Genomic DNA, 19,159 nt, shown 5'->3' on the forward strand with positions numbered 1-19,159 from the left:
CCACGGTGAGCATTGTCGTTGTCCGGCGGCCCGAACGCCGTCCCAGCCCCAAGCCGCCACGCGGGGAGATCCTGCTCGAATCGCCCCCTGAGATCCCCGAGGTCCAGGGGCAGGGCTTCATGCTGGTGCTCACGTACCTGCCCATGGTGGCGGGCGCCGCGGCGATGGCCCTGATGTTCACCGCGGGCGGCAACTCCAACCCGATCATGTACGTGGCGAGCGGCATGTTCGCGGTGTCCATGCTCGGCATGACGCTGGGGCAGATGGGCCGCCAGTCGGGCGAGCGCAAGCACAAGCTCAACGGGGCCCGCCGCGACTACTTCCGCTACCTGTCGCAGGTGCGCAAGAAGGTCAGGCGGGCGGCCAAGCAGCAGCGCGAGGCACTGGAGTGGAGCGGCCCCGAGCCGGACGCGCTCTGGTGGATCGCGATGGGCCCCCGCCTGTGGGAACGCCGGCCGCGCGACGACGACTTCAGCACGGTACGGCTCGGCACCGGCGTACAGAAGCTGGCCATCCAGCTCATCCCACCGGACTCCAAGCCGGTGGAGGACCTCGACGCGCTGTCCGCCGGCGCGCTGCGCAGGTTCGTCAGGGCGCACGCGACGGTGTCGGAGCTCCCGGTGGCCGTGGCGCTGGGCTCGTTCGCGCGCATCAAGCTCAGCGGCGACCCAGCGGCCATGCGGGAGCTGGTGCGGGCCATGATCGGCCAGATGGCGGTGTTCCACTCGCCGGACGACCTGCGGATCATGGTGTGCGCCGGCCAGGAGTGGATGGGCCACTGGGACTGGGTCAAGTGGCTGCCCCACGCGCTGCACCCCGACGAGGTCGACGCCGCCGGACCGGTGCGGCTGATGGCCGAGAACATGAGCGAGCTGGACCGCCTGGTGGGAGCCGAGCTCAAGGAGCGGGCCAGGTTCCGGCCCGGCTCGCCCGCGGACGCCCTGCCGTACCACGTGCTCATTGTCGACGGCGGGCACGTGCCCCACGACTCTCAGCTCGGCACGGACGCCATCCAGGGTGTCACGGTGATCGACCTGTCCGGGGCCACGGGGGCGGTGGAGGAGAAGGCCACGCTGCGGCTGGAGATCCAGCCCGACGGCTTCCACATGATCAAGCTGGACCACGCCGGCAAGGAGAACAAGACCCGGCTCGGCAACCCCGACAAGCTCGACTACCTGCGGGTGGAGGGGCTGGCCAGGCAGCTCGCGCCGCTGCGCGCCTCGGCCGTCAGCGGCGGCGAGGTCGAGGACGTGCTGGCGGTCAACACCACGCTGACCGACCTGCTCGGCATCGGCGACCCGATGCGGCTGGACCCGGCGCTGACCTGGCGGCCACGGGCGGGCCGCAACCGGCTGCGGGTGCCGATCGGCCTGGGCGCCGACGGCCGGATGGTCGAGCTGGACATCAAGGAGTCGGCGCAGGGCGGCATGGGGCCGCACGGCCTGGTCATCGGCGCGACCGGCTCCGGCAAGAGTGAGCTGCTGCGTACGCTGGTGCTCGGCCTGGCCGTCACCCATTCGTCGGAGATACTGAACTTCGTCCTGGTCGACTTCAAGGGCGGCGCCACCTTCCTCGGGCTCGACACGCTCACCCACGTCTCGGCGGTCATCACCAACCTGGAGGACGAGCTCCCGCTGGTCGACCGCATGTACGACGCGCTGCACGGCGAGATGGTGCGCCGCCAGGAGCTGCTGCGCTCGGCCGGCAACTACGCCTCGCTGCGGGACTACGAGCGGGCCCGCGAGCAGGGCGCCCAGCTGGCGCCGATGCCGACGCTCTTCGTGGTGCTGGACGAGTTCAGCGAGTTGCTGTCGGCCAAGCCGGAGTTCATCGAGCTGTTCGTGATGATCGGCCGGCTCGGCCGCTCGCTGGGCGTGCACCTGCTGCTGGCCTCCCAGCGGCTGGAGGAGGGCCGGCTGCGCGGCCTGGACACGCACCTGTCCTACCGGATCGGCCTGCGTACGTTCTCGGCCATGGAGAGCCGCGTCGTTCTCGGTGTGGCCGACGCCTACGAGCTGCCGTCCGCGCCGGGCAACGGCTTCCTCAAGTTCGACACCACCGGCATGACCCGGTTCAAGGCCGCGTACGTCTCCGGCCCCCACCAGAGCGACCCCCGCAGCGCGGCAGCCGATGGCGATGACAAGACGATCCGCCAGGTCGTCGAGTACGGCCCCGCCTACGCGCCGCTCCCGATCGTGGAGGAGCCGGCCAAGGAGGTCGCCAAGCCGGACGACGAGCGCGGGCCGCGCAGCAGCCTGCTGGACATCGTCGTACAGCGGCTGGCCGGTCAGGGCCCCGCCGCGCACCGGATCTGGCTGCCGCCGCTCGGCGAGCCGCCGACCCTCGCGCACCTGCTGCCTCCGCTGTCGGTGACCCCGGAGCTCGGCCTGTCCACGCCCGGCTGGGACGGCAGGGGCCGCCTCGCGGGGGTCGTGGGCATCATCGACAAGCCGTTCGAGCAGCGTCGCGACCCGTACTGGCTGGACCTGTCGGGCGCGGCCGGCCACGTCGGCGTCTCGGGCGGCACGCAGAGCGGCAAGAGCAACGTACTGCGCACGCTGGTGACCAGCATGGCGCTCACGCACACGCCCAAAGAGGTGCAGTTCTACTGCCTGGACTTCGGCGGTGGCGCGCTGGCCGCCCTGGACGGCCTGCCGCACGTCGGCGGCGTGGCCACCCGTATGGACGCGGACCGGGTACGCCGGACCGTCGCCGAGATCGCCGCCGTCCTCCAGCAGCGCGAGCGCGACTTCGCCGCGAGCGGCATCGACTCGATCGCCACCTACCGCCGTCTCGTCGCCGCCGGAGAGTACGAGGGCGACGGCTGGGGGGACATCTTCCTGCTGATCGACGGCTGGCTGACCATCCGCCAGGAGTTCGAGGCGCTGGAAGGGGTCATCACCGACCTCGCCGCCCGAGGGCTCGGCTACGGCATCCACATCGTCGCCTCCACCAACAAGTGGTCGGAGTTCCGCGCGGGGATCAGGGACCTGTTCGGTACCCGGCTGGAGTTCAAGCTCGGTGACGCCTACGAGTCGGAGGTCAGCCGCAAGGCGGCGCTGGCCGTACCGGAAGGGGTGCCAGGACGCGGGTTGACCAAGGAGGGCATGCACTTCCTGTCCGCGCTGCCGCGCATCGACGGGGTGCGCGGCGCCGACGACCTGTCCGCCGGCGTGCGGTCGCTGGTGGAGGTCGTACGGGCCTCCTGGCAGGGTCCCGCCGCCCGCCCCGTGCGGCTGCTGCCGTCGCTGCTGCCCGCCGCGTCGCTGCCCGACGCCGCCCTCACCGGGCCGAACCGGATCGCCATCGGCATCGACGAGGCCGCCCTGGCGCCGGTCGCGCTCGACTTCGACGTGGACCCGCACTTCATCGTGTTCGGCGACACCGAGTGCGGCAAGTCGAACGTGCTCAAGCTCATCATGGAGGGCCTGGTCGCCAGGAAGACGCCCAAGGAATGCATGATGATCGTGCTCGACTACCGGCGCGCCCTGCTCGACACCGCGGTCACCGACCACCGCATCGGGTACGCCGCCTCCAGCACCGCGGCGGCCGAACTGATCCAGGACGCCCGCACCGCGCTGCTCAAGCGGCTGCCCCCGGCGGACCTCACACCGGAGCAGCTCAGGGAGCGCAGCTGGTGGCAGGGCTCCGACCTGTACATCATCGTGGACGACTACGACCTCGTCGCCACCTCGAACAACCCGCTGGCACCCCTGGCCGAGCTGCTGCCGCAGGCCCGCGACATCGGCCTGCACCTGATCATCTCCCGTCAGATGGGCGGCGCGAGCCGGTCCATGTTCGACCCGGCCGTCCAGCGGCTCAAGGAGATGGCCAGCCCGGCGCTGATCATGTCGGGCAACAAGGACGAGGGCGCGCTGTTCGGCAATGTGCGTCCGCAGCCGCTTCCGCAGGGGCGCGGCTTCTACGTGGACCGGAGGTCGGGCGCGCGCCTGATCCAGACAGCCTTCCTGGACACGCCGTAGGTTGTCACCCGTGTCACACGTGCGCTACCGGCTGACCGGCCCGTCCTTTCCCGGCACCATGGAGCTGACGGTCTGGGCTGACGGGCGGGCCCGGCTGGAGCACGCGCGCGCGGGCGGGGTCCGGGCCTGGACCGCCGAACTGGACCGGGCCGTGTGGCCGTGGCTCGTGGACGGCCTGCGCTCGGCGCGCTTCCCGCACGTGGCGGCGCCCACGCCGCTACCGGGCTCCACGCTGCGCGAACTGACCGTGGTCACTATTGGGGTCGCCGCTGAGGTCGCGGAGTCCGCCGAAGGCGTCGGGGGCGGCCCGGACGGTGCCGAGGACGGCACGGGCGGTCCTGACGGTGGGCTGGGCGGGTCGTTGCTGTTCGGGTGGCGTGATGGTGGCGAGCTGGGGCTGGAGCCGGTCCTGCGGATCCTCGACGCGCTGGTGTACCAGGTCGGCGACGGTGCCGTCCGGGAGACGGCGAACGAGTCGCCGAGGCTGGCCCACCGCTCCGCTCCGGACCGCGCGCTGCCGCCGCCGGATCCCGGCTCGCCGGCCGCCGCCGCCTTCGGGACCGTGGGCGGGCGGCCGGCGTACGCGCTGTCCCGTCCCGGGCGCACTTTCAGCCTGTACGGCCTGCCGTACGGCGAGGACCTGGGCAGCGCCACCGTCACCGACGCGCCCACCCGGGCGGTCGCGCTCGGCACGGCCGGTGGCCGGGAGATCGTCGCCACCGGCGGCGACGACCTGGTCATCCGGGTCTGGGACACCGGCACCGGGCAGCAGCTCCACGCCACGACCGGCCACGACGGCCCGGTCCTGGCGCTGGCCGCGTCCGGTGGGCTGATCTACACCGGCGGCGCCGACGGCGTGCTGCGCGTCTGGGACGCCGCGGGGTCGCTGGGTGAGCTGGCGGACCGGCACGAGGGCTCGATCAACGCGGTGTGCGTCGACGGCACGCTGCTGGTCACCGGCTCCGACGACGGGGCCGTGCGGCTCACCGACCTCTCGGACGGCCGCACCCTGCACTCGCTGCCCGGCCACCCGGGCTGGGTGAACGCGGTCGCCGCCGCTGACGGACTCGTCGCGTCGGCGGGCTCCGACCGGTTGATCCGGCTTTGGGACGCGAGCACCGGGCAGGAGCTTCGCGTACTGGACGGACACGAGGCGAGCGTGACCGGGCTGGCCTTCCTCAGGGTGGCGGAGCGCCAGGCGCTGGCGTCCTGCGCGCTGGACGGCCGGGTCGCCGTCCACGACCCGCACACCGGAACGCTCCTGACCACCTGGCACTCAGGCCAATGGGCCACCGCTATCACCGTCGTATCGAAACCACCAGCGCCCGCCACGCCCGAAGGACCGGCCACCACCGTCGGAGCCGGCGCCGCGTCGGAGTGGCTGGTGACCGCCGGTGACGGGGTCCGTGTCTGGGCGTCCAATGGGACTCTGGCGCGGGAGCTCACCGGCGCCGTCGCAACCGCGGTCGCCACCGACGGGGCGCTCGTGGCCGCCGGGTCCCCTGGCGGCACGCCGTGGTTCTGGCGGCCGGCCGATGGCGGTTTCCTGCCCGAGACGCCCACAGCCTCCGGGGACGGCGGTGTCACAAGCCTGGCCTTCGACGGCGGCAACCTGGTCTGCGGCACCGACAGCGGCACCGTCCGCGTACATCATCCGGTGGACGGCGTGGTCGCGGTGCCGACCCCGCACACCGGTCAGGTGCTCGCGCTCGCCCTCGACGGCGATCTGCTGGTCTCGGGTGGCATGGACGGCACCGTGAGGACCTGGGACGCGGTCTCGGGCCGGCCGCTGCGCCGCCTGATCGGCCATACGGCGGGCGTCACGTGCCTGGCCACGGGCCGGGTCGGCGGCCGGGTCGTGATCGCGTCGAGCGGGTACGACCGGGCGGTCAGAACCTGGGACGCGGCGACGGGCCGGCCGCTGTCGGTGGTGCACGGGCATCCGCTGCCGGTGTACGCGCTGGCGTTGGGCACGGTCGGTGGCCGGGCCGTACTCGCCGCCGGCAGCTATGACGGGCTGGTGCCGGTCCGCGACGCCGAGACAGGCGAGGACGTCGTCGTGCTCGGCGGCAATCCGGGCACGGTCCGGTGCCTGAGCTTCCACGATCCCGATGTGCTGGCCGTGGGCTGCGACGACGGCACCGTACGGCTGTGGCGCCTGCCGGACGGCGAGCGGGCCGGCGAGACCCGGCTGGGGGACGTCCCGCTCGCCCTGTCCAGCGATCTGTACGCGGTCACCCATAACGGGCTGAGCCGCCTGACGCCCCCAGAATCGCAGTAACCCAGAACAGGCCGAACCCCCCCCCCACGCCCGGTTCGGCCGTCTACGGTGGGCCGAGCACGTCGTCCATGCCCAGCTGATCGAGGACCTTGAGCGCCAGCTCGACGTATGACGCCTCATAGTGGAAGTCGAACGGCCTGCTGCCAGGTGCCCCGTCGAGGTGTCCGATCGTCACACCGCGGTGTGCTGAAGGCACGAACTCCACCCGGACCAGCAGCGCCGAGCCGTCCGGCAGCACGTACCTGCCGTCGACGAACCGGCCGAGAGCCGCCCGCACGCGCCTGCCGAAGTAGCCCATGTCCGCCCGCGACATATCGGAACGGTAGGCGAACTTGACGGTGTACTCGGTAACGCGCCGTACCACTCCGCCGCTTGGTGGGAGGGTCAGGTCGCGACGCTCGATGGCCGCGACCCTCGGGTCACGTGCCCCCATGTTCACCGGCTGGACCTGCCTGCGCGCGGTCACCAGATCGGCCGGACGGAAGGTGTGCGGTTTCTCCCCGTGCGGCGTGGCCCCCCAGTCGGTGACCGCCTCGCCCACCCTTCGCGCGTCCCATGCCGCCCGCTCGCGCGCGGCCACGGCGTCCGGCTGGGGAACCTGTTCGGCCTCGGCCGTCCGCGGTGGGCCGAGCGTGTCGTCCATGCCCAGCTGATCGAGGACCTTGAGCGCCAGCTCGACGTGTGCCGCCTCGTAGGGGAAGTCGAACGGCCTGCTGCCAGGTGCCTCGTCGCGGTGTCCGATCGTCACACCGCGGTGTTCCGCAGGCGCGAACTCCGCCCGGACGAGCAGCGCCGAGCCGTCCGGCAGCACGTATCTGCCGTTGACGAACCGGTCGAGACCTGCCCGCACGCGCGTGCCGAGGTGGCCCAGCGGCGACGTATCGGAACGGTAGGCGAACCTGACGGTGTACTCCGTGACGGGCCGCATCACTCCATCACGTGCCTTGACGGTCATGTCGCGACGCTCGATGGCCGCGGCCCCCGGGTCACGTGCCCCCATGTTCACCGGCTGGGCCCGCCTGCGCGCGGCCACCAGATCGGCCGGGCTGAAGGTGTGCGGTTTCCCCCCGTGCGGCCTGGCCCCCCAGTCAGTGACCGCCTCGCCCACCCTTCGCGCGTCCCATGCCGGCCCATTGTTGTGCGGGGGCTCCCCAAGAGCCTTGGGCGGCCCGGCGGCGGGCTGCCCGGATCCCGGGTCGTCGTGCAGCCGTTCCACAAACTGGGCGAAGTCCGCGCCGTCGAACGCCCGGCCGTGCCATTCCCCCGCCTGCTTGGCCCGCAGTTCGGTGGTGACGCGGCCGAAGTCCACGGATCCACTGGCCAGTACAGGCGAATGCTCGGCCGCGTAGCTGAACACGGCCGAGGCGCGGCGGACGGCGGCCTCGCTCGGCGGCTCGCCGAGGAACTCTCCGGCGGCCCTGCGCAGGGCCGGCGCTCCGGCCTCGCCGGGACGCGGCTGTCCGCCGGTGTAGGCGGACCATTCCGCGAGCCTCGCCAGGCCCTCGACGGTCCTCGGGTCGGAATGGCCGTGGCCCAGGACCGCCTCGGTCTCCGCCTTGAGCCACGCCGCGTCGGGCAACCCCGAGTCCGGTCCCCTGCCGAGGAACTTGACCAGGCCGTGCAGGCGGCGCAGGTCTCGTACGGTCGGGGTGTCCACGACGGCACCGTAGAGCGAGTGGGCGGCGTCGAAGAGCGCGCGGGTGTAGTCGACGTGGCGCTGGGTGACCCGATCGCCGAACAGGGAGTGGGCGCGATCCAGCACCTGCACGTGGTCGACCAGGTCACCGCCTCTATGGGGGAACTCGACGAGCAGTTCGCGCAGGTGGCGGGGCAGCCGCAGCGTCTCGGCGGTGTGGACCGGCGGGGTCCACTCGTCGGCCGGCTGCCGGAACCCCGCGTCGCCCTCGGCGAAGCGGTCGGAGCGGGGTAGCAGGTCGGAGAAGTGCACCAGGTGGTGGTCAAGCAACGTCGCCCGTGGCGGGACCTCGTGGCCCGCGTGATCTATCAGGATGCCTCCGGCCGTGCGCACGCGGGACGCGTCACCCATCAGGTTGGCGCCTGGTTCGAGGCCCCGGTCGGTGAGCGTCCTGCGGCCCTGAGTCTGGAAGTCGCGATACTCGTCCGGAAGCCCGAGATGGTGTCCGATCTCGTGGGCGTGGACGTGCGCGTCGGTGTTGGCGCACCAGTTCACCATGTCGGGATGGCCGCTGGGGCGGAAGCCCACCACGTTGGTGTCGGTGGGCCGTGCGTTGCGCACCTCGTCGAAGTCGAGCCGGACGTGCAACTGGCTGCCGTCGGAAAGCCGGTGCTGGTGGTTGTAGTACAGGTCCATGCCGTCGAGGGCGTTGGACTTGAGCCGCGTCACCTCCTCGGCCGTCATGCCTTCCTTGGCGACGTACCGAATCTTGATCGTGAACTCGGTGACCCGCCGGACCTCGCCACCGTCACCCCGGATCGCGAAGCGGCGCGCTTCCACGCGGGCGCTGGCGTCGAGATCCGCGTACCCCACGCGGTTCTTGATCAGGTGGACAGTCGCTCTGCTCCTGAGGTGGGCCCACTCGCTCGCCCTGACCGCCTGCCTCGGGTCGATGACGTTGGCCATCACACCGCTGTTGACGCCGTCGCCGTGGACGGGCAGGAGCGGCGTCCGATAGTCCGGGTTGAGCTCCTGACTGCGTGCCGGGTGCGCCCTCAGCTCGCCGGGATCGTAATTCGGCAAGGGCTCCGCGGCCCGCGGCGGGGCGGCTCCCTCGAACGTCCGCGGCCGCTCCCCGAACGTCGGGCCCGCCGCCCGCGGCTCCACGATCACGGAGCCGGGGGGCGCGTCCAGCACCGAGACCGTGCCGCTGGCGTTCTTCGCGATGTGCTCGAAGGCGAACCCGACGTCGTTGTACCAGTCGTTGTGCCCGAGCGCCCGGAACTCCTGCCGCAGCGCCTCGACGCGTGGCCGGAGCGCCTCGATGTCGGCCTTGCTGAGCGGGTTGGGCGCCCAGTCGGCCAGCTCGCCCTTGTCGCGGAAGAAGTGGCGGCTGAAGGGGCTGTTCGTGTCGGGTAACCGCCCGGTGAAGGCCTTGTCCCCGTCGTAGCCCTTGACCCTGCCGTCGGTGCCCTCCAGGAAGTCGTGCCGCAGGGAGAAGCGGTCATGGTTGCCGGTCAGCGCGTCGAGCAGGCCAAGGAGGACCCCCTCGCGGGTGTTGTGCAGCCGCGACAGATGCCACTTGCCGTCGGGTCCGCGCTGGACCGGCACCTGCTTGCCGTCGACCCAGTCGATCAGCAGCCGTCGCTCGCCGACGATGTGGGTCGCGGCGACGTCGGCGCCGACTGCCTGGCCGAGCCGCGAGCTGAGATGGTCGCGGTCCCGCCGGTCCGTGCCGGAGTACTCCTTGTCGACGGCGTGGCTGCCGTCGGCCAGCCTGACCTTCTCCACCTTCACCGTCTCGCCGCCGGCGCCGGCCAGCGGTTCGCGCGCGACCACGCCGCGCCGGGCGCTTTCGGCGAACGTCACGTGGTCCCTGAGCCGGACGGGTCCGGTCTCGGCCGGGCGCGCCCAGTTGATCAGCTGGTCGATGCTGCGGCGGAAGATGTTCCGCTCCTCGTACGGGTGCGGCCGGGCTTGCTCACCGTCGGCCAGGGGACGGGTATCGCCGGCGTCGGCCAGCCTCGTCCGCCCGTTCCCGTTCGCGTCGTCCGGCCTCGTGCCGTTCCGTGGGCCGTGGTCGCCCGGATCGTCGAAGCGCGCGTGCTCGTCCAGCCCTCTGGGCCCGGGGTGGCCGCCGCCCGGGCTCCAGCTCGCCCAGTGCGCGTCGGCGCCGCCCGCCACGCCCGACGTCAGGCCCTTCAGCACCAGCGTCCAATCGACCGACCCGTCACCGCTCCACAGCTCCGTGCCCAGCACGGCGCCCGCGTTCGCCACCCCTGACTGGCCCATCAGCATCCACAGCGAGCGCGTCGGGAACGCCCACGCCAGACCGGTCAGCAACCCGCCGGTCAGCGCTCCGGTGGCCGCCGACGAGCCCACCTGCCGCCAGTCCACCCCCTCGCGGCGCGACTGCGTCAGCTGGACCATGAGATCCATCCCGCCGAGCAACCCGCCGAACAGCGCGATGTTGATCATCAACCGGCGGGCGAACTGGCGTACCGTCCACCGGGCCGCCTGCGCGCGTACGCCGATCAGCCGCAGCGCCAGGCCGCCCGCGGGCGACACCAGCGCCCACGTCAGCCACGCCAGCTGCACCACCAGCAGGAGCACGGCCAACCGCATCATCCGCTTGGTGAACTGGACCTGCACGCCCAGCTCGTTGCACGCGAACGCCAGATCCACCAGCGACTGCACCAGAGCCGCCTGGCGACCGCCCACCTCCCGGGACACCCTGCGGGTGAACGCCCGCAGCGCGGGCCCGTCCCACCCGTCGGCATAGGGCCGGATGCCGTCTCCGTCGGCCCCGGCGGCCACCCCCCGGGCCGCCTTCACCAGCGCGTCGGCGAGCCGGAACAGACCGCCCTCATCGCCTTTGGGCCAGTCCGTCCCCAGCACCCAACCCGCCCACGGACGGGCCCAAGCGGGCACGGGGATCCCATCGAGCAGCACGAACGTCAGCCCCGAGTGTCCGTTTCAGCTGCCTCGTACGTGTTGGCGGTGACGTGCATCCCGTCCCGGGTACCTTCCAGCTCGTCGATGTAGTTGTCGAAGCCCTTGAAGACGGCCTTCATCCGGTTGGGGAAGCTCTTCTCGAACTCCGCGCCGTACTGGTCATCACCCATGGGCCGGCCCTCGGCGGCGAACGCCTGGCGCAGCTCCTCACGCACCGCTCGCACATGATCGGCCTCCTCCCGCGCCTTTTCGCCCTCGCGCCGGATGCTCGGCCAGTGCGCGGAGTAGCCGTCTTGCTGCCCCAATAGTTTCTCCTTCCTCAGGGACATCCCCGATAACTGTCCACTATGCTCATGTTTCGTGCACTTCGCAGCAATACGTCTGGGGGTCCCATGAGCGGCTGGGTCGATGTGCACTACCAGGCGCTCGAAGAATGTGGGAGACGCGCCCGCAAGGTGGCGAACATGTTCGACCTGGACGACGCGTTCGAGGGCACCAAGTCCACCGCGCCGACCGGGGGGACCTCGTCGAAGACCTTCGGCGACCTCAAGGACTCCGGTGGCCTGGCCACGGACGTCGACAAGGTCTGGCGGGCGCTCAAGGACGAACTGCAGGCGGGCAAGAGCCGCCTGAACAACGTCGAGAAGGCCATCGACCAGGTGGAGACCAATCTGCGTAAGGCATCGAAGGCCTCCGGCGGATGAGCGGCGTCGGCGACCTGCCCGGCGGTGGCCGGCTGGCCACGCTCCTCGCCAAGGTGACCGGCGAGCCACAGGCGATCAGGAGCACCGCGAACGCGTGGCGGACGGCCGCCGGTCACGTCGCCAGGTCGACCAACTCCCTGACCAAGTCCGTCGGCGAGGTGGACAAGGCCTGGCAGGGTGGCTCGGCCGACGCCTTCACCAAGCACATGGCCGCCTACCCGCGGGCGAGCACCGGTCTCAATGACGCGCTGTCGGCCTGCGCCGACGCTCTCGACAAGGCGGCCACCTCGCTGGAGGACGCCCACGGCAAGGTGAAGGCCCTCTGCCAGGACGCGGTCGAACGCGCGGCGGAGTACAAGACCCAGTACGCGAAGCTGAACCCGAAGGCCACCGCCCAGGACGCCGAGGACGCCCTGGCCAAGACGACGATCGTCAGCGGCAACGTCACGAAGGCCGAGAAGCTGGTCGAGAAGGCCGAAGGCGACCTGGAGGACGCCAAGAAGGCGCTGGCCAAGGAGCTCGGCGCGGACGGCGAGTTCGGCTTCTTCACCAAGGTCCCCCAGCCGGACGGGGCCGACTTCGAGCCGGGCGACCACAAGGTCGAGTGGGTCAGGACGCCGTTCGAGGACAAGCGCACCTCGCTGGAGTCGGCGGCCGCCGCCGGTGGCAGCGACGGCGGCGGCGCGAGCGGTGGCGCCGGCTACGCCTACAGCGGCGGCGTCTCCTCGGCCGGCAACGCGCCGGCGCCCAAGGCCGAGGTCGTGAACTGGATCAAGGAGGCCCTCAGGGTCATCAAGTCACCGGAGATGGCCGACGAGCTGCGGAAAAGGGGGCTGCTGGGCAAGATCCAGGGCCTCGACCCGAATGACCCCAAGGTCATCCAGCAGATCTGGACCATCATCTACAACGAGTCCGGGGGCAACCCGAGCGCCATCAACAACTGGGACATCAACGCCAAGAACGGCATCCCATCGCAGGGGCTGATGCAGACCATCCCGCCCACGTTCAACTCCAACAGCCTGCCGGGATACAAGCAGATCCTGGAGCCGGTGGACAACATCATCGCCGGGGTCCTGTACACGTACAAGCGCTACGGATCGCTCGACGAGCACCCGGGCCTCGCCTCGATGGCGGCGGGCGGCGGGTACCGCCCCTACTAAGTGGTCTCCTGTTTGGGCTCCACCCAGTCGAACTTGTCGGAGCCCGGAGGCAGCTGACCGGGCTTCGCCGGAGCCTGGAACGACGGGAACTTCGCGGCGTTGATGGTCGCCTGCTTGAAGTCGATCTCGGCGCCGTTGCCCGGCGTGATGTAGCCGAACTGGTGCCCCTTCTTGATCACCGTGGACATGATGTCCCCCGCTCCGCGCAGGCCCGACACGAGCGTCAAGGTCAGCACGGCCACCGCGCCGTTGGCGCCCGAGGCGATGAACTTCTCCAGCAGCCCGCCGTACAGCTTGGTGTGGGGGAACGCCTGCAACTGCTTGGCGAACAGCAACAGCGTGGCCGTCGTCACGCCCAGCGTGGCCAGCTTGACCCAGTAGCTCCGGTACCCCGCGGCCACCTCGTCGACCATGCCGCCGACGTCGCCGAGCACACCGCGCAGCGCGCCGATCTCCCGGTGGAAGATCCACACGACCCGCTCGAACTCCTGCTGGTCGAGGGCGATCCAGCCGCTCCGCGACGTGGCGATGAGCTGGGGCAGCAGCTGCTTGACCCCGTCGTCGAGCCGGTTGGAGATGCCGTTCTTCCAGTTCGAGGCCGCCTGTGCCATGCCCGGCTCGTTGGCGATGGCCGTACCCGCGACGATCACGGCGGGGACCAGCCAGGCCGACATCCGGCCCAGCCGCTTGATCGACTCCAGCACCTTGGGCCCGATCGGCTCCGGCATCTGCGGAGGAGGGCCGAAGGTGGGCGGCTTGTAGGCGTTGTAGCCCGGCGTGTTGGGCGCGTTGTAGCCGGGGTACCTGTAGGGCGAGTAGCCGGTGTTCGCGGTGGCGGGCTGGTTGTAGGCAGGGTGCCGCAGGTTGTCGTAGTAACTCATTTGCGGTACCGCACAGCGCTGGCCTTCTCCGCGGCGCGCCAGTTGCGCTCGCCCTGCGCGAGTGCCCCCGACCAGCTGTCGATCGTCTTCTCCGCCTCGCCCAGCGTGCTGTCGGCCCACCGGCACATGCCGTCGTAGGTGCCGCCCAGCACCATCTCCCCGAGTACGCCGAAGCCTGGGGACTCGACCCCGACCGTACCGACCAGGCTCCTGACGAAGGACATGGCCACCTTCAGCTCGTCGTCCACCCGATCGCGCAGGTGACCGATGGCCGTGGAGGTGACGTAGATCTCCTGTCCCGGCGCAGCCGCTTTCATCGTCATATGTACGAATTCTTCCTGATGTCGGGTCTCGTCTCCCCGCACTCATGGCACTCTTAATGATCAGTTAGACGACTGGACGGCTCCCGATAGGCATTCGTTAACCTGCTGCCGGTGGCGTGGGGCGCATGGATTCCATTGACCCCCGCCTTGTGGAGCTCGACCGGCTCGTACAGGCCAGCGAACGGACGATGCGCGAGCTCGAACAGGCCACGCAGGCGCTACGTCAGCTGTCCGGCTCGGGCGAGAGCCGTGGCGGAACGGTCTCCGCGCGCGTGGACGCCGACAGCAGGCTGGTCGACGTACAGATCACCCACCGGGCCATGCGGCTGGATCCGGAGGAGCTGGGCCGTGACGTGGTCGAGGCCGTACGCACGGCTCAGGAGGACCACGAGCGGCAGGCCCGCGACCTGCTCGGGCTCGGGACGATGCCCGGCGAGCAGGATTTGCTGGGCACGTTCAAGCGCGACCTGGACGAGCTGCAGGACGCCTACGCCCGCGAGACCGGCGAACGGCTCGAAGGCATGCGCCGCACCCAGCGCGCCTGGGAGGACTGACCCCCGGACAGCAGCGGGGCCGGTGAGGATCACTCCTCACCGGCCCCGCTTTTCGCGCTGTCTCAGCCGCAGTTGCCGTACGGGGCGCTGGTGCTGCCCGAGGCGGTACTGCCCGAGAACTTCACGCACTTGCCCTTGGCGGGAAGCTTGACCGGGCCCGCGTAGTAGTCGTAGCTGCCGGAGTCGGTCCTGCTCCCCCCGCCCTGCACGTCGAGGGTGGCGCTGACCTGGCTCTTCACACCAACGTTCGTGGTCTTCATGGTGACCACGCAGTTCTCACCGCTGCCGTTGTTGTAGAGCTGGTAGGTCACCCCGCCCGCGAACGAATTGCTGCGCTGCACGCTGAACCCGGATCCGCACACCTGCGTCGGCGTGTAGGGGTTCGTCTTGGGCGGCGTCGGCGTCGGCTTGGCCGTGGTCTTCGTCGGCGTCGGCTTGGCGGTGGTCTTGGTGGGCGTCGGCTTGGGCGACTGGGTGGTCGGCTTCGGCGTCGGCTTCTGAGTGGTCTTCGTCGGGGTCGGCCTCGGCGCCTCAGTCGTCTTCGTCGGCTCCGGCTCCGGCTCCTTGGTCTTGCTCGGCTCCGGTGTCGGCTCCGGCTCCTTGGTCTTCGTCGGCGTCGGCGTCGGCTCCTGCTTCGACTCGGTCGGGGTCGGCGTCGGCGTGTGGCGCTTCCTGCTCTTGCGCTCGGTGGCGGTGGGTTGCGTCGCCGTCGGCTGGGTGGCGGGCTGTGTCACCGTCGGCTGGGTCACCGGCTGCGTGAGGAGCGGCTGCGGCGTCGGGACCGTGCTGAACTCCGGCGCCGTGGGCGCCTGCGAGGGATAGTCGGTTGGCAGCACAAGCGGCGCCACGTCGGTCGGGTCGGGGCTGCCCGACGCCCAGGGCACCGTCACGTCGGGCTGCGACTGCTGCGGATCGGGCTGGCCGGGCTGCTGCTGCTGTTGCTGCGTGGAGGAGTCACCGCTGCCACCACCGATCGCGAGGGTGCCACCGCTCTTCGTGGCCTCCGACGCGGAGTTGGAGACGGGCTCCAGCTTGGCGTAGTGACCGGCGCCCCACAGCCCCACACCGGACAGCAGCATGACGGCCGTGACGGCCGCGGCGAGCCCGATGGGGAACGACTTGCGCCGAGGGGCGGCGGCACCACCCTGGGCCGGCACCTGCCACACCTGGGCGGGCGGCTGCCCGCCGGGCGCCCCTTCCCACGTGGCTCCCTGCTGCTGCGGTACGGGCGGCGGGCCCCACGTCTGCTGCGGGACTGGCACCCCTTCGAGCGGCTGCTGGTGCTCGACCGGCACCTGCAACGGCGGGAGCTGGATGGTCTGCGGCGGGAAGAGCTCGTCCTGCGGCGCCGGCGGCGGCACGGTGGCGACGACGCCCACGCGCGGCGCGGCGGCCCCGCCACTCTTGTCCCCGAGGAGCTGCAGCAGCGCCGTGTAGGTGGTCGGCCGCTGCGCGACGTCCTTGGACAACGCGGAGAGGACGACCCGGCGCAGCGGCTCGGCAAGCGCGCCGACCTCGGGCTCCTCGTTGAGCACCGCCTGGGCGTCGTGCCCGAAGGGCGGCTGCCCGGTCGCGGCGAAGACGATCGTCGCGGCCCAGGCGAACACGTCGGCGTAAGGGCCGTAACCCAGTCCGCTGAGCTGCTCGGGCGAGCGGTAACCCAGCTCGCCGACGGCCTCGCCGAGGTCGATGTCCGTGACACGCGGGCCGTCCGCGGCGAGAAGGACGTTGTGCGGGGTGAGCCCGCGATGTGTGACCCCGGCGAGGTGAACGGCGGTCAGGGCGGTCAGCACGCCCACGGCCACCCGCTCCAGGGTGTCGCCGTCGAGCGGGCCTTCGGCCGCCACAGTTTCGGCCAGGCTGCGGCCCTCGATGTGCTCGCGCACGATGTACGGCTGCTCGCCGTGCAGGCCGGCGTCCAGGGTCCTGGCGACGTACACACTCGAAATGCGCTGAACGCCCTTGTACCGCTCGGCGTCCTGCGGCCCCGCGTCCGGAACGGCCGGGAGCAGCTTGATCACTCGGGTGGGTCCGTCCTCGGACTCCTTGCCGAGGTACGCGACTCCGCGCGGGCCCTCGTCCAGCCGTCCAAAGAGGGTGTGAGCTCCTAAACGCTCTGGATCACCCGGCTGCAGAGGGTGCATCTCTTTCCCTTCACCTCAAAACGCGATCTACAGTACATTCAACCAAACCTGTCACTTTTGCATCAGTAGTTTCGGACGCAACCTGACATTTAACCGTCAGGACATCAAGCCGCCGGACGACCGGGACGCCAACCGCGCCGGCGACCCAACGGGACGAGCAGCGCGCAGGCCGCCCCCACGGCGGCGATGGCCAGAGCGCCGACCGTCACCAGGAGAGAGATGTTCGTCGCGTGCTCGTCGGGCGCCGGGACCTTGGCCACCACGTCGGCGGGCAACGGCGAGGGCGGGGGCGCCGCGACCACCGGGGCGCCGGCCGGGTCGAAGGACAGCGTCGCGGTGACGGCGAGCAGCGGGTTGACCATCCCGGCTCCGGTGCCCGTGCCCACCGAACCGTCGGCCGTGGCGGTGATGCGCTGGCGTACCTGCTCCTGGTCGAGCTTGGGGAAGCGGGAGCGGACGAGCGCGGCGACCCCGGCCACGTACGGCGCGGCGAAGCTGGTCCCCTCCAGGCCGCGCATGTAGCTCTTGCCCGTCCACGGGGCGGTGATGTCCACGCCCGGCCCGAGCACGCCGACCGGCGTGGCCGTGTTGGAGGAGTCGGCGCGCTGACCGTTGCTGTTGGCGGAGCCGACGGCGAGCACGCCGTCGTAGGCCGCGGGGTAGGCGGGCTCGGGCGGCCCATCCTCCTTGGTGATGTTGCCGGCGGCGGCCACGACCACGATGTCCCTGGACAGCGCGTACTGGATGACCGCCCTCAGGTCGGGATGGTCGGCGGCCCGCACCGAGACGTTGATCACGTCCGCCTTGCGGTCCACCGCCTCCTTGATGCCCTTGACCAGGTCGGCGACCTCGCCCTCCTCGCTGTTGCTCTGCTTCACCGAGATGAGCTGGGCTTCGGGGGCGACGCCGTGGAAGGGAACGCCGGCGAGGTAGCGGCCGGCGATGATGCCCGCGACGGCGGTGCCGTGCCCCACGCAGTCGCGGTAGCCGGTGTGGGTGATGTCGATGAACTTGGAGATCTGGATCTGCGGGTGCTGGTAGTCGACGCCGCTGTCGACGACGGCGACCTTCACGCCCGCGCCCCGGGTGAGGCGCCACACGTTCTTGATGTCGAGCCTTCGCTGCGCCCACGGCTCGGTGCCGGGCAGCTGCGTCGTCCCCTTGCGCGGCTTGCACTCGACGGGCGCCGACCTCTCCGCCGGCACCGCGGCGAGGGCGGGGGCCGAGGTGAGCTGCAGGGCGAGCACGCCCGCCGCGAGAGTCCGTCCGATCATGGCGGAAGAGCGTAGCCTGCTCACCTGAACGAAAGCAGCTTTGGTGTCCTAATCGAAAGGAAGCCCCGGCGCTCAGGCCGGGGCCCCTCCGCGAGACTCAGCGGGTCGCGGACTCGATGTTGCCCCGGTAGGTGTTGATCACCCGGGAGGCCTCCTGGAGCTCTTCCGTCATGCGCTGGAAGGCCGTCCGGTAGTTCTGCCAGGCCCCTTGGAAGCGCTCGGCTCCCGGGCCCGTCCAAGCGGTGCCGACCTTGGCGGCCTCGCGGTCCAGCGCGGTCATCGTGGTGCGCACCGCCTCGGACTGCTGGGTGAATTGACTGGCCATCTGCTGCATTTCCCCGGGGTCGCCACCGAGCAGGCTCTGGCTCATGCATACCTCCTGGATCGACTGAAAGCGCCCTCAACATAAGCGCGTCACTCACGCCTCGCTCCTGTTATGCCGAGCGGCTATGGTCTTCCAGAGGAATATTCGGATCTAAGGAGCATCCGGCCATGCGCGAGGTTGTGGTCACCGGCGGTGGCACCGGGATCGGCTACGCGGTCGCGGCGGCGTTCGTCTCCGCGGGCGACCGGGTCACGATCACCGGGCGTCGCGAGCGTGTGCTGAAGGAGGCCGCGTCCCGGCTCGGCGCCGACTTCCTGCCCTTCGACGCCGCGAACCCCGCCGCCGTGAGAGAGGCGGCCAGTCGCCTGCCCGAGCGGGTCGACGTCCTGGTCAACAACGCGGGCGGCAACACCAACCTCGACCGGCGGCAGTCCGACGACCTGCTGGACGTGGCCGAGGGATGGCTGGCCAACCTCAACGCCAACCTGCTGTCCGCCGTGCTCGTCACGACCGCGCTGCTGCCACGCTTCGCCAAGGGCGGGCGGATCATCACGATCGGCTCGATCGCCGCCCGCGGTACGGGCTCCGGCTCGTACGGCGCGGCCAAGGCGGCCGTCGAGGCGTGGACCGCCGACCTGGCCGCCCAGCTCGGCCCCCGGGGCGTCACCGCCAACGTGGTCTCCCCCGGCCTGGTGGTCGACACCGAGTTCTTCCGCGGCCGCCTGACCGAGGAGGGCATCAGGGCCCGCGTCGAGAACACCCGCAACGGCCGCCCCGGCACCCCATCTGACGTGGCCGACACTGTTCTGTTCCTCGCCACTCCGGGTGCGCGGCACCTGACAGGGCAGGTGCTCCATGTGAACGGCGGGGCGTACTTGGGTCGCTGAGGGTCGGCCGACAACGAGCACTTACACTCCGTGTCGAGGAAGGGCGTCGGAA

The 19,159-nt window shown here is 71.0% G+C and carries 13 protein-coding genes; 6 read left to right on the top strand and 7 right to left on the bottom strand.

Annotated features, from left to right (window positions below):
- Window positions 1–5: 5 nt before the first annotated feature.
- Window positions 6–3,983 (top strand): type VII secretion protein EccCa, encoded by a 3,978-nt coding sequence (eccCa, locus tag ACQP2T_RS53900; RefSeq protein ID WP_433512534.1) that lies wholly within the window; start codon window positions 6–8, stop codon window positions 3,981–3,983.
- Window positions 3,984–3,993: 10 nt separating this feature from the next.
- A complete protein-coding gene (locus ACQP2T_RS53905; protein WP_433512535.1) occupies window positions 3,994–6,264 on the top strand; it encodes a WD40 repeat domain-containing protein in 2,271 nt (756 codons plus the stop codon).
- A gap of 43 nt (window positions 6,265–6,307) precedes the next feature.
- On the opposite strand, the gene ACQP2T_RS53910 is transcribed toward ACQP2T_RS53905, so the two are convergent.
- Together ACQP2T_RS53910 and ACQP2T_RS53915 are read right to left on the bottom strand one after the other, a co-directional pair.
- Entirely contained in the window at window positions 6,308–10,852 is a 4,545-nt protein-coding gene (locus ACQP2T_RS53910; protein ID WP_433512536.1) for a hypothetical protein, read from the bottom strand.
- 5 nt (window positions 10,853–10,857) lie between these two features.
- Entirely contained in the window at window positions 10,858–11,160 is a 303-nt protein-coding gene (locus ACQP2T_RS53915; RefSeq protein ID WP_433512537.1) for a hypothetical protein, read from the bottom strand.
- 87 nt (window positions 11,161–11,247) lie between these two features.
- On the opposite strand from ACQP2T_RS53915, the gene ACQP2T_RS53920 reads away from it, so the two are divergent.
- Complete coding sequence (locus ACQP2T_RS53920; RefSeq protein WP_433512538.1) at window positions 11,248–11,559, top strand: hypothetical protein; 312 nt, start codon at window positions 11,248–11,250, stop codon at window positions 11,557–11,559.
- On the top strand, window positions 11,556–12,719 hold the full coding sequence (locus ACQP2T_RS53925; RefSeq protein WP_433512539.1) for a WXG100 family type VII secretion target: 1,164 nt from the start codon (window positions 11,556–11,558) through the stop codon (window positions 12,717–12,719). Before ACQP2T_RS53920 ends, ACQP2T_RS53925 begins: the two co-directional genes overlap by 4 nt.
- Here ACQP2T_RS53925 and ACQP2T_RS53930 read toward each other — a convergent pair.
- Together ACQP2T_RS53930 and ACQP2T_RS53935 are read right to left on the bottom strand one after the other, a co-directional pair.
- A complete protein-coding gene (locus ACQP2T_RS53930; RefSeq protein WP_433512540.1) occupies window positions 12,716–13,600 on the bottom strand; it encodes a hypothetical protein in 885 nt (294 codons plus the stop codon). The genes ACQP2T_RS53925 and ACQP2T_RS53930 overlap by 4 nt on opposite strands.
- Window positions 13,597–13,923 carry a hypothetical protein gene (locus ACQP2T_RS53935; protein ID WP_358179666.1) on the bottom strand — a complete coding sequence of 109 codons (327 nt, stop codon included), beginning with the start codon at window positions 13,921–13,923 and terminating at the stop codon, window positions 13,597–13,599. The genes ACQP2T_RS53930 and ACQP2T_RS53935 overlap by 4 nt, the downstream gene beginning before the upstream one ends.
- A gap of 125 nt (window positions 13,924–14,048) precedes the next feature.
- Between ACQP2T_RS53935 and ACQP2T_RS53940 the strand changes: the two genes are divergently transcribed.
- Window positions 14,049–14,477, top strand: a complete 429-nt coding sequence (locus ACQP2T_RS53940; RefSeq protein WP_433512541.1) for a YbaB/EbfC family nucleoid-associated protein — start codon at window positions 14,049–14,051, stop codon at window positions 14,475–14,477.
- Between the two features lie 62 nt (window positions 14,478–14,539).
- Here ACQP2T_RS53940 and ACQP2T_RS53945 read toward each other — a convergent pair whose 3' ends face one another.
- From ACQP2T_RS53945 to ACQP2T_RS53955, 3 genes are all read right to left on the bottom strand, one after another.
- Complete coding sequence (locus ACQP2T_RS53945) at window positions 14,540–16,621, bottom strand: protein kinase domain-containing protein (RefSeq protein WP_433512542.1); 2,082 nt, start codon at window positions 16,619–16,621, stop codon at window positions 14,540–14,542.
- A gap of 104 nt (window positions 16,622–16,725) precedes the next feature.
- Window positions 16,726–17,895: a S8 family serine peptidase gene (locus tag ACQP2T_RS53950; RefSeq protein ID WP_433512543.1), complete on the bottom strand. Its 1,170-nt coding sequence runs from the start codon at window positions 17,893–17,895 to the stop codon at window positions 16,726–16,728.
- A gap of 97 nt (window positions 17,896–17,992) precedes the next feature.
- The gene (locus tag ACQP2T_RS53955; protein WP_433512544.1) at window positions 17,993–18,265 is read right to left on the bottom strand and encodes a WXG100 family type VII secretion target; all 273 of its coding nucleotides are present in this window, start codon (window positions 18,263–18,265) and stop codon (window positions 17,993–17,995) included.
- A gap of 122 nt (window positions 18,266–18,387) precedes the next feature.
- Here ACQP2T_RS53955 and ACQP2T_RS53960 point away from each other — a divergent pair, with 122 nt between their 5' ends.
- Window positions 18,388–19,107, top strand: a complete 720-nt coding sequence (locus ACQP2T_RS53960) for an SDR family NAD(P)-dependent oxidoreductase (RefSeq protein ID WP_433512545.1) — start codon at window positions 18,388–18,390, stop codon at window positions 19,105–19,107.
- The last annotated feature ends 52 nt before the right edge of the window (window positions 19,108–19,159 follow it).

Source organism: Nonomuraea sp. CA-143628 (assembly GCF_050942315.1).
Classification (GTDB): domain Bacteria; phylum Actinomycetota; class Actinomycetes; order Streptosporangiales; family Streptosporangiaceae; genus Nonomuraea.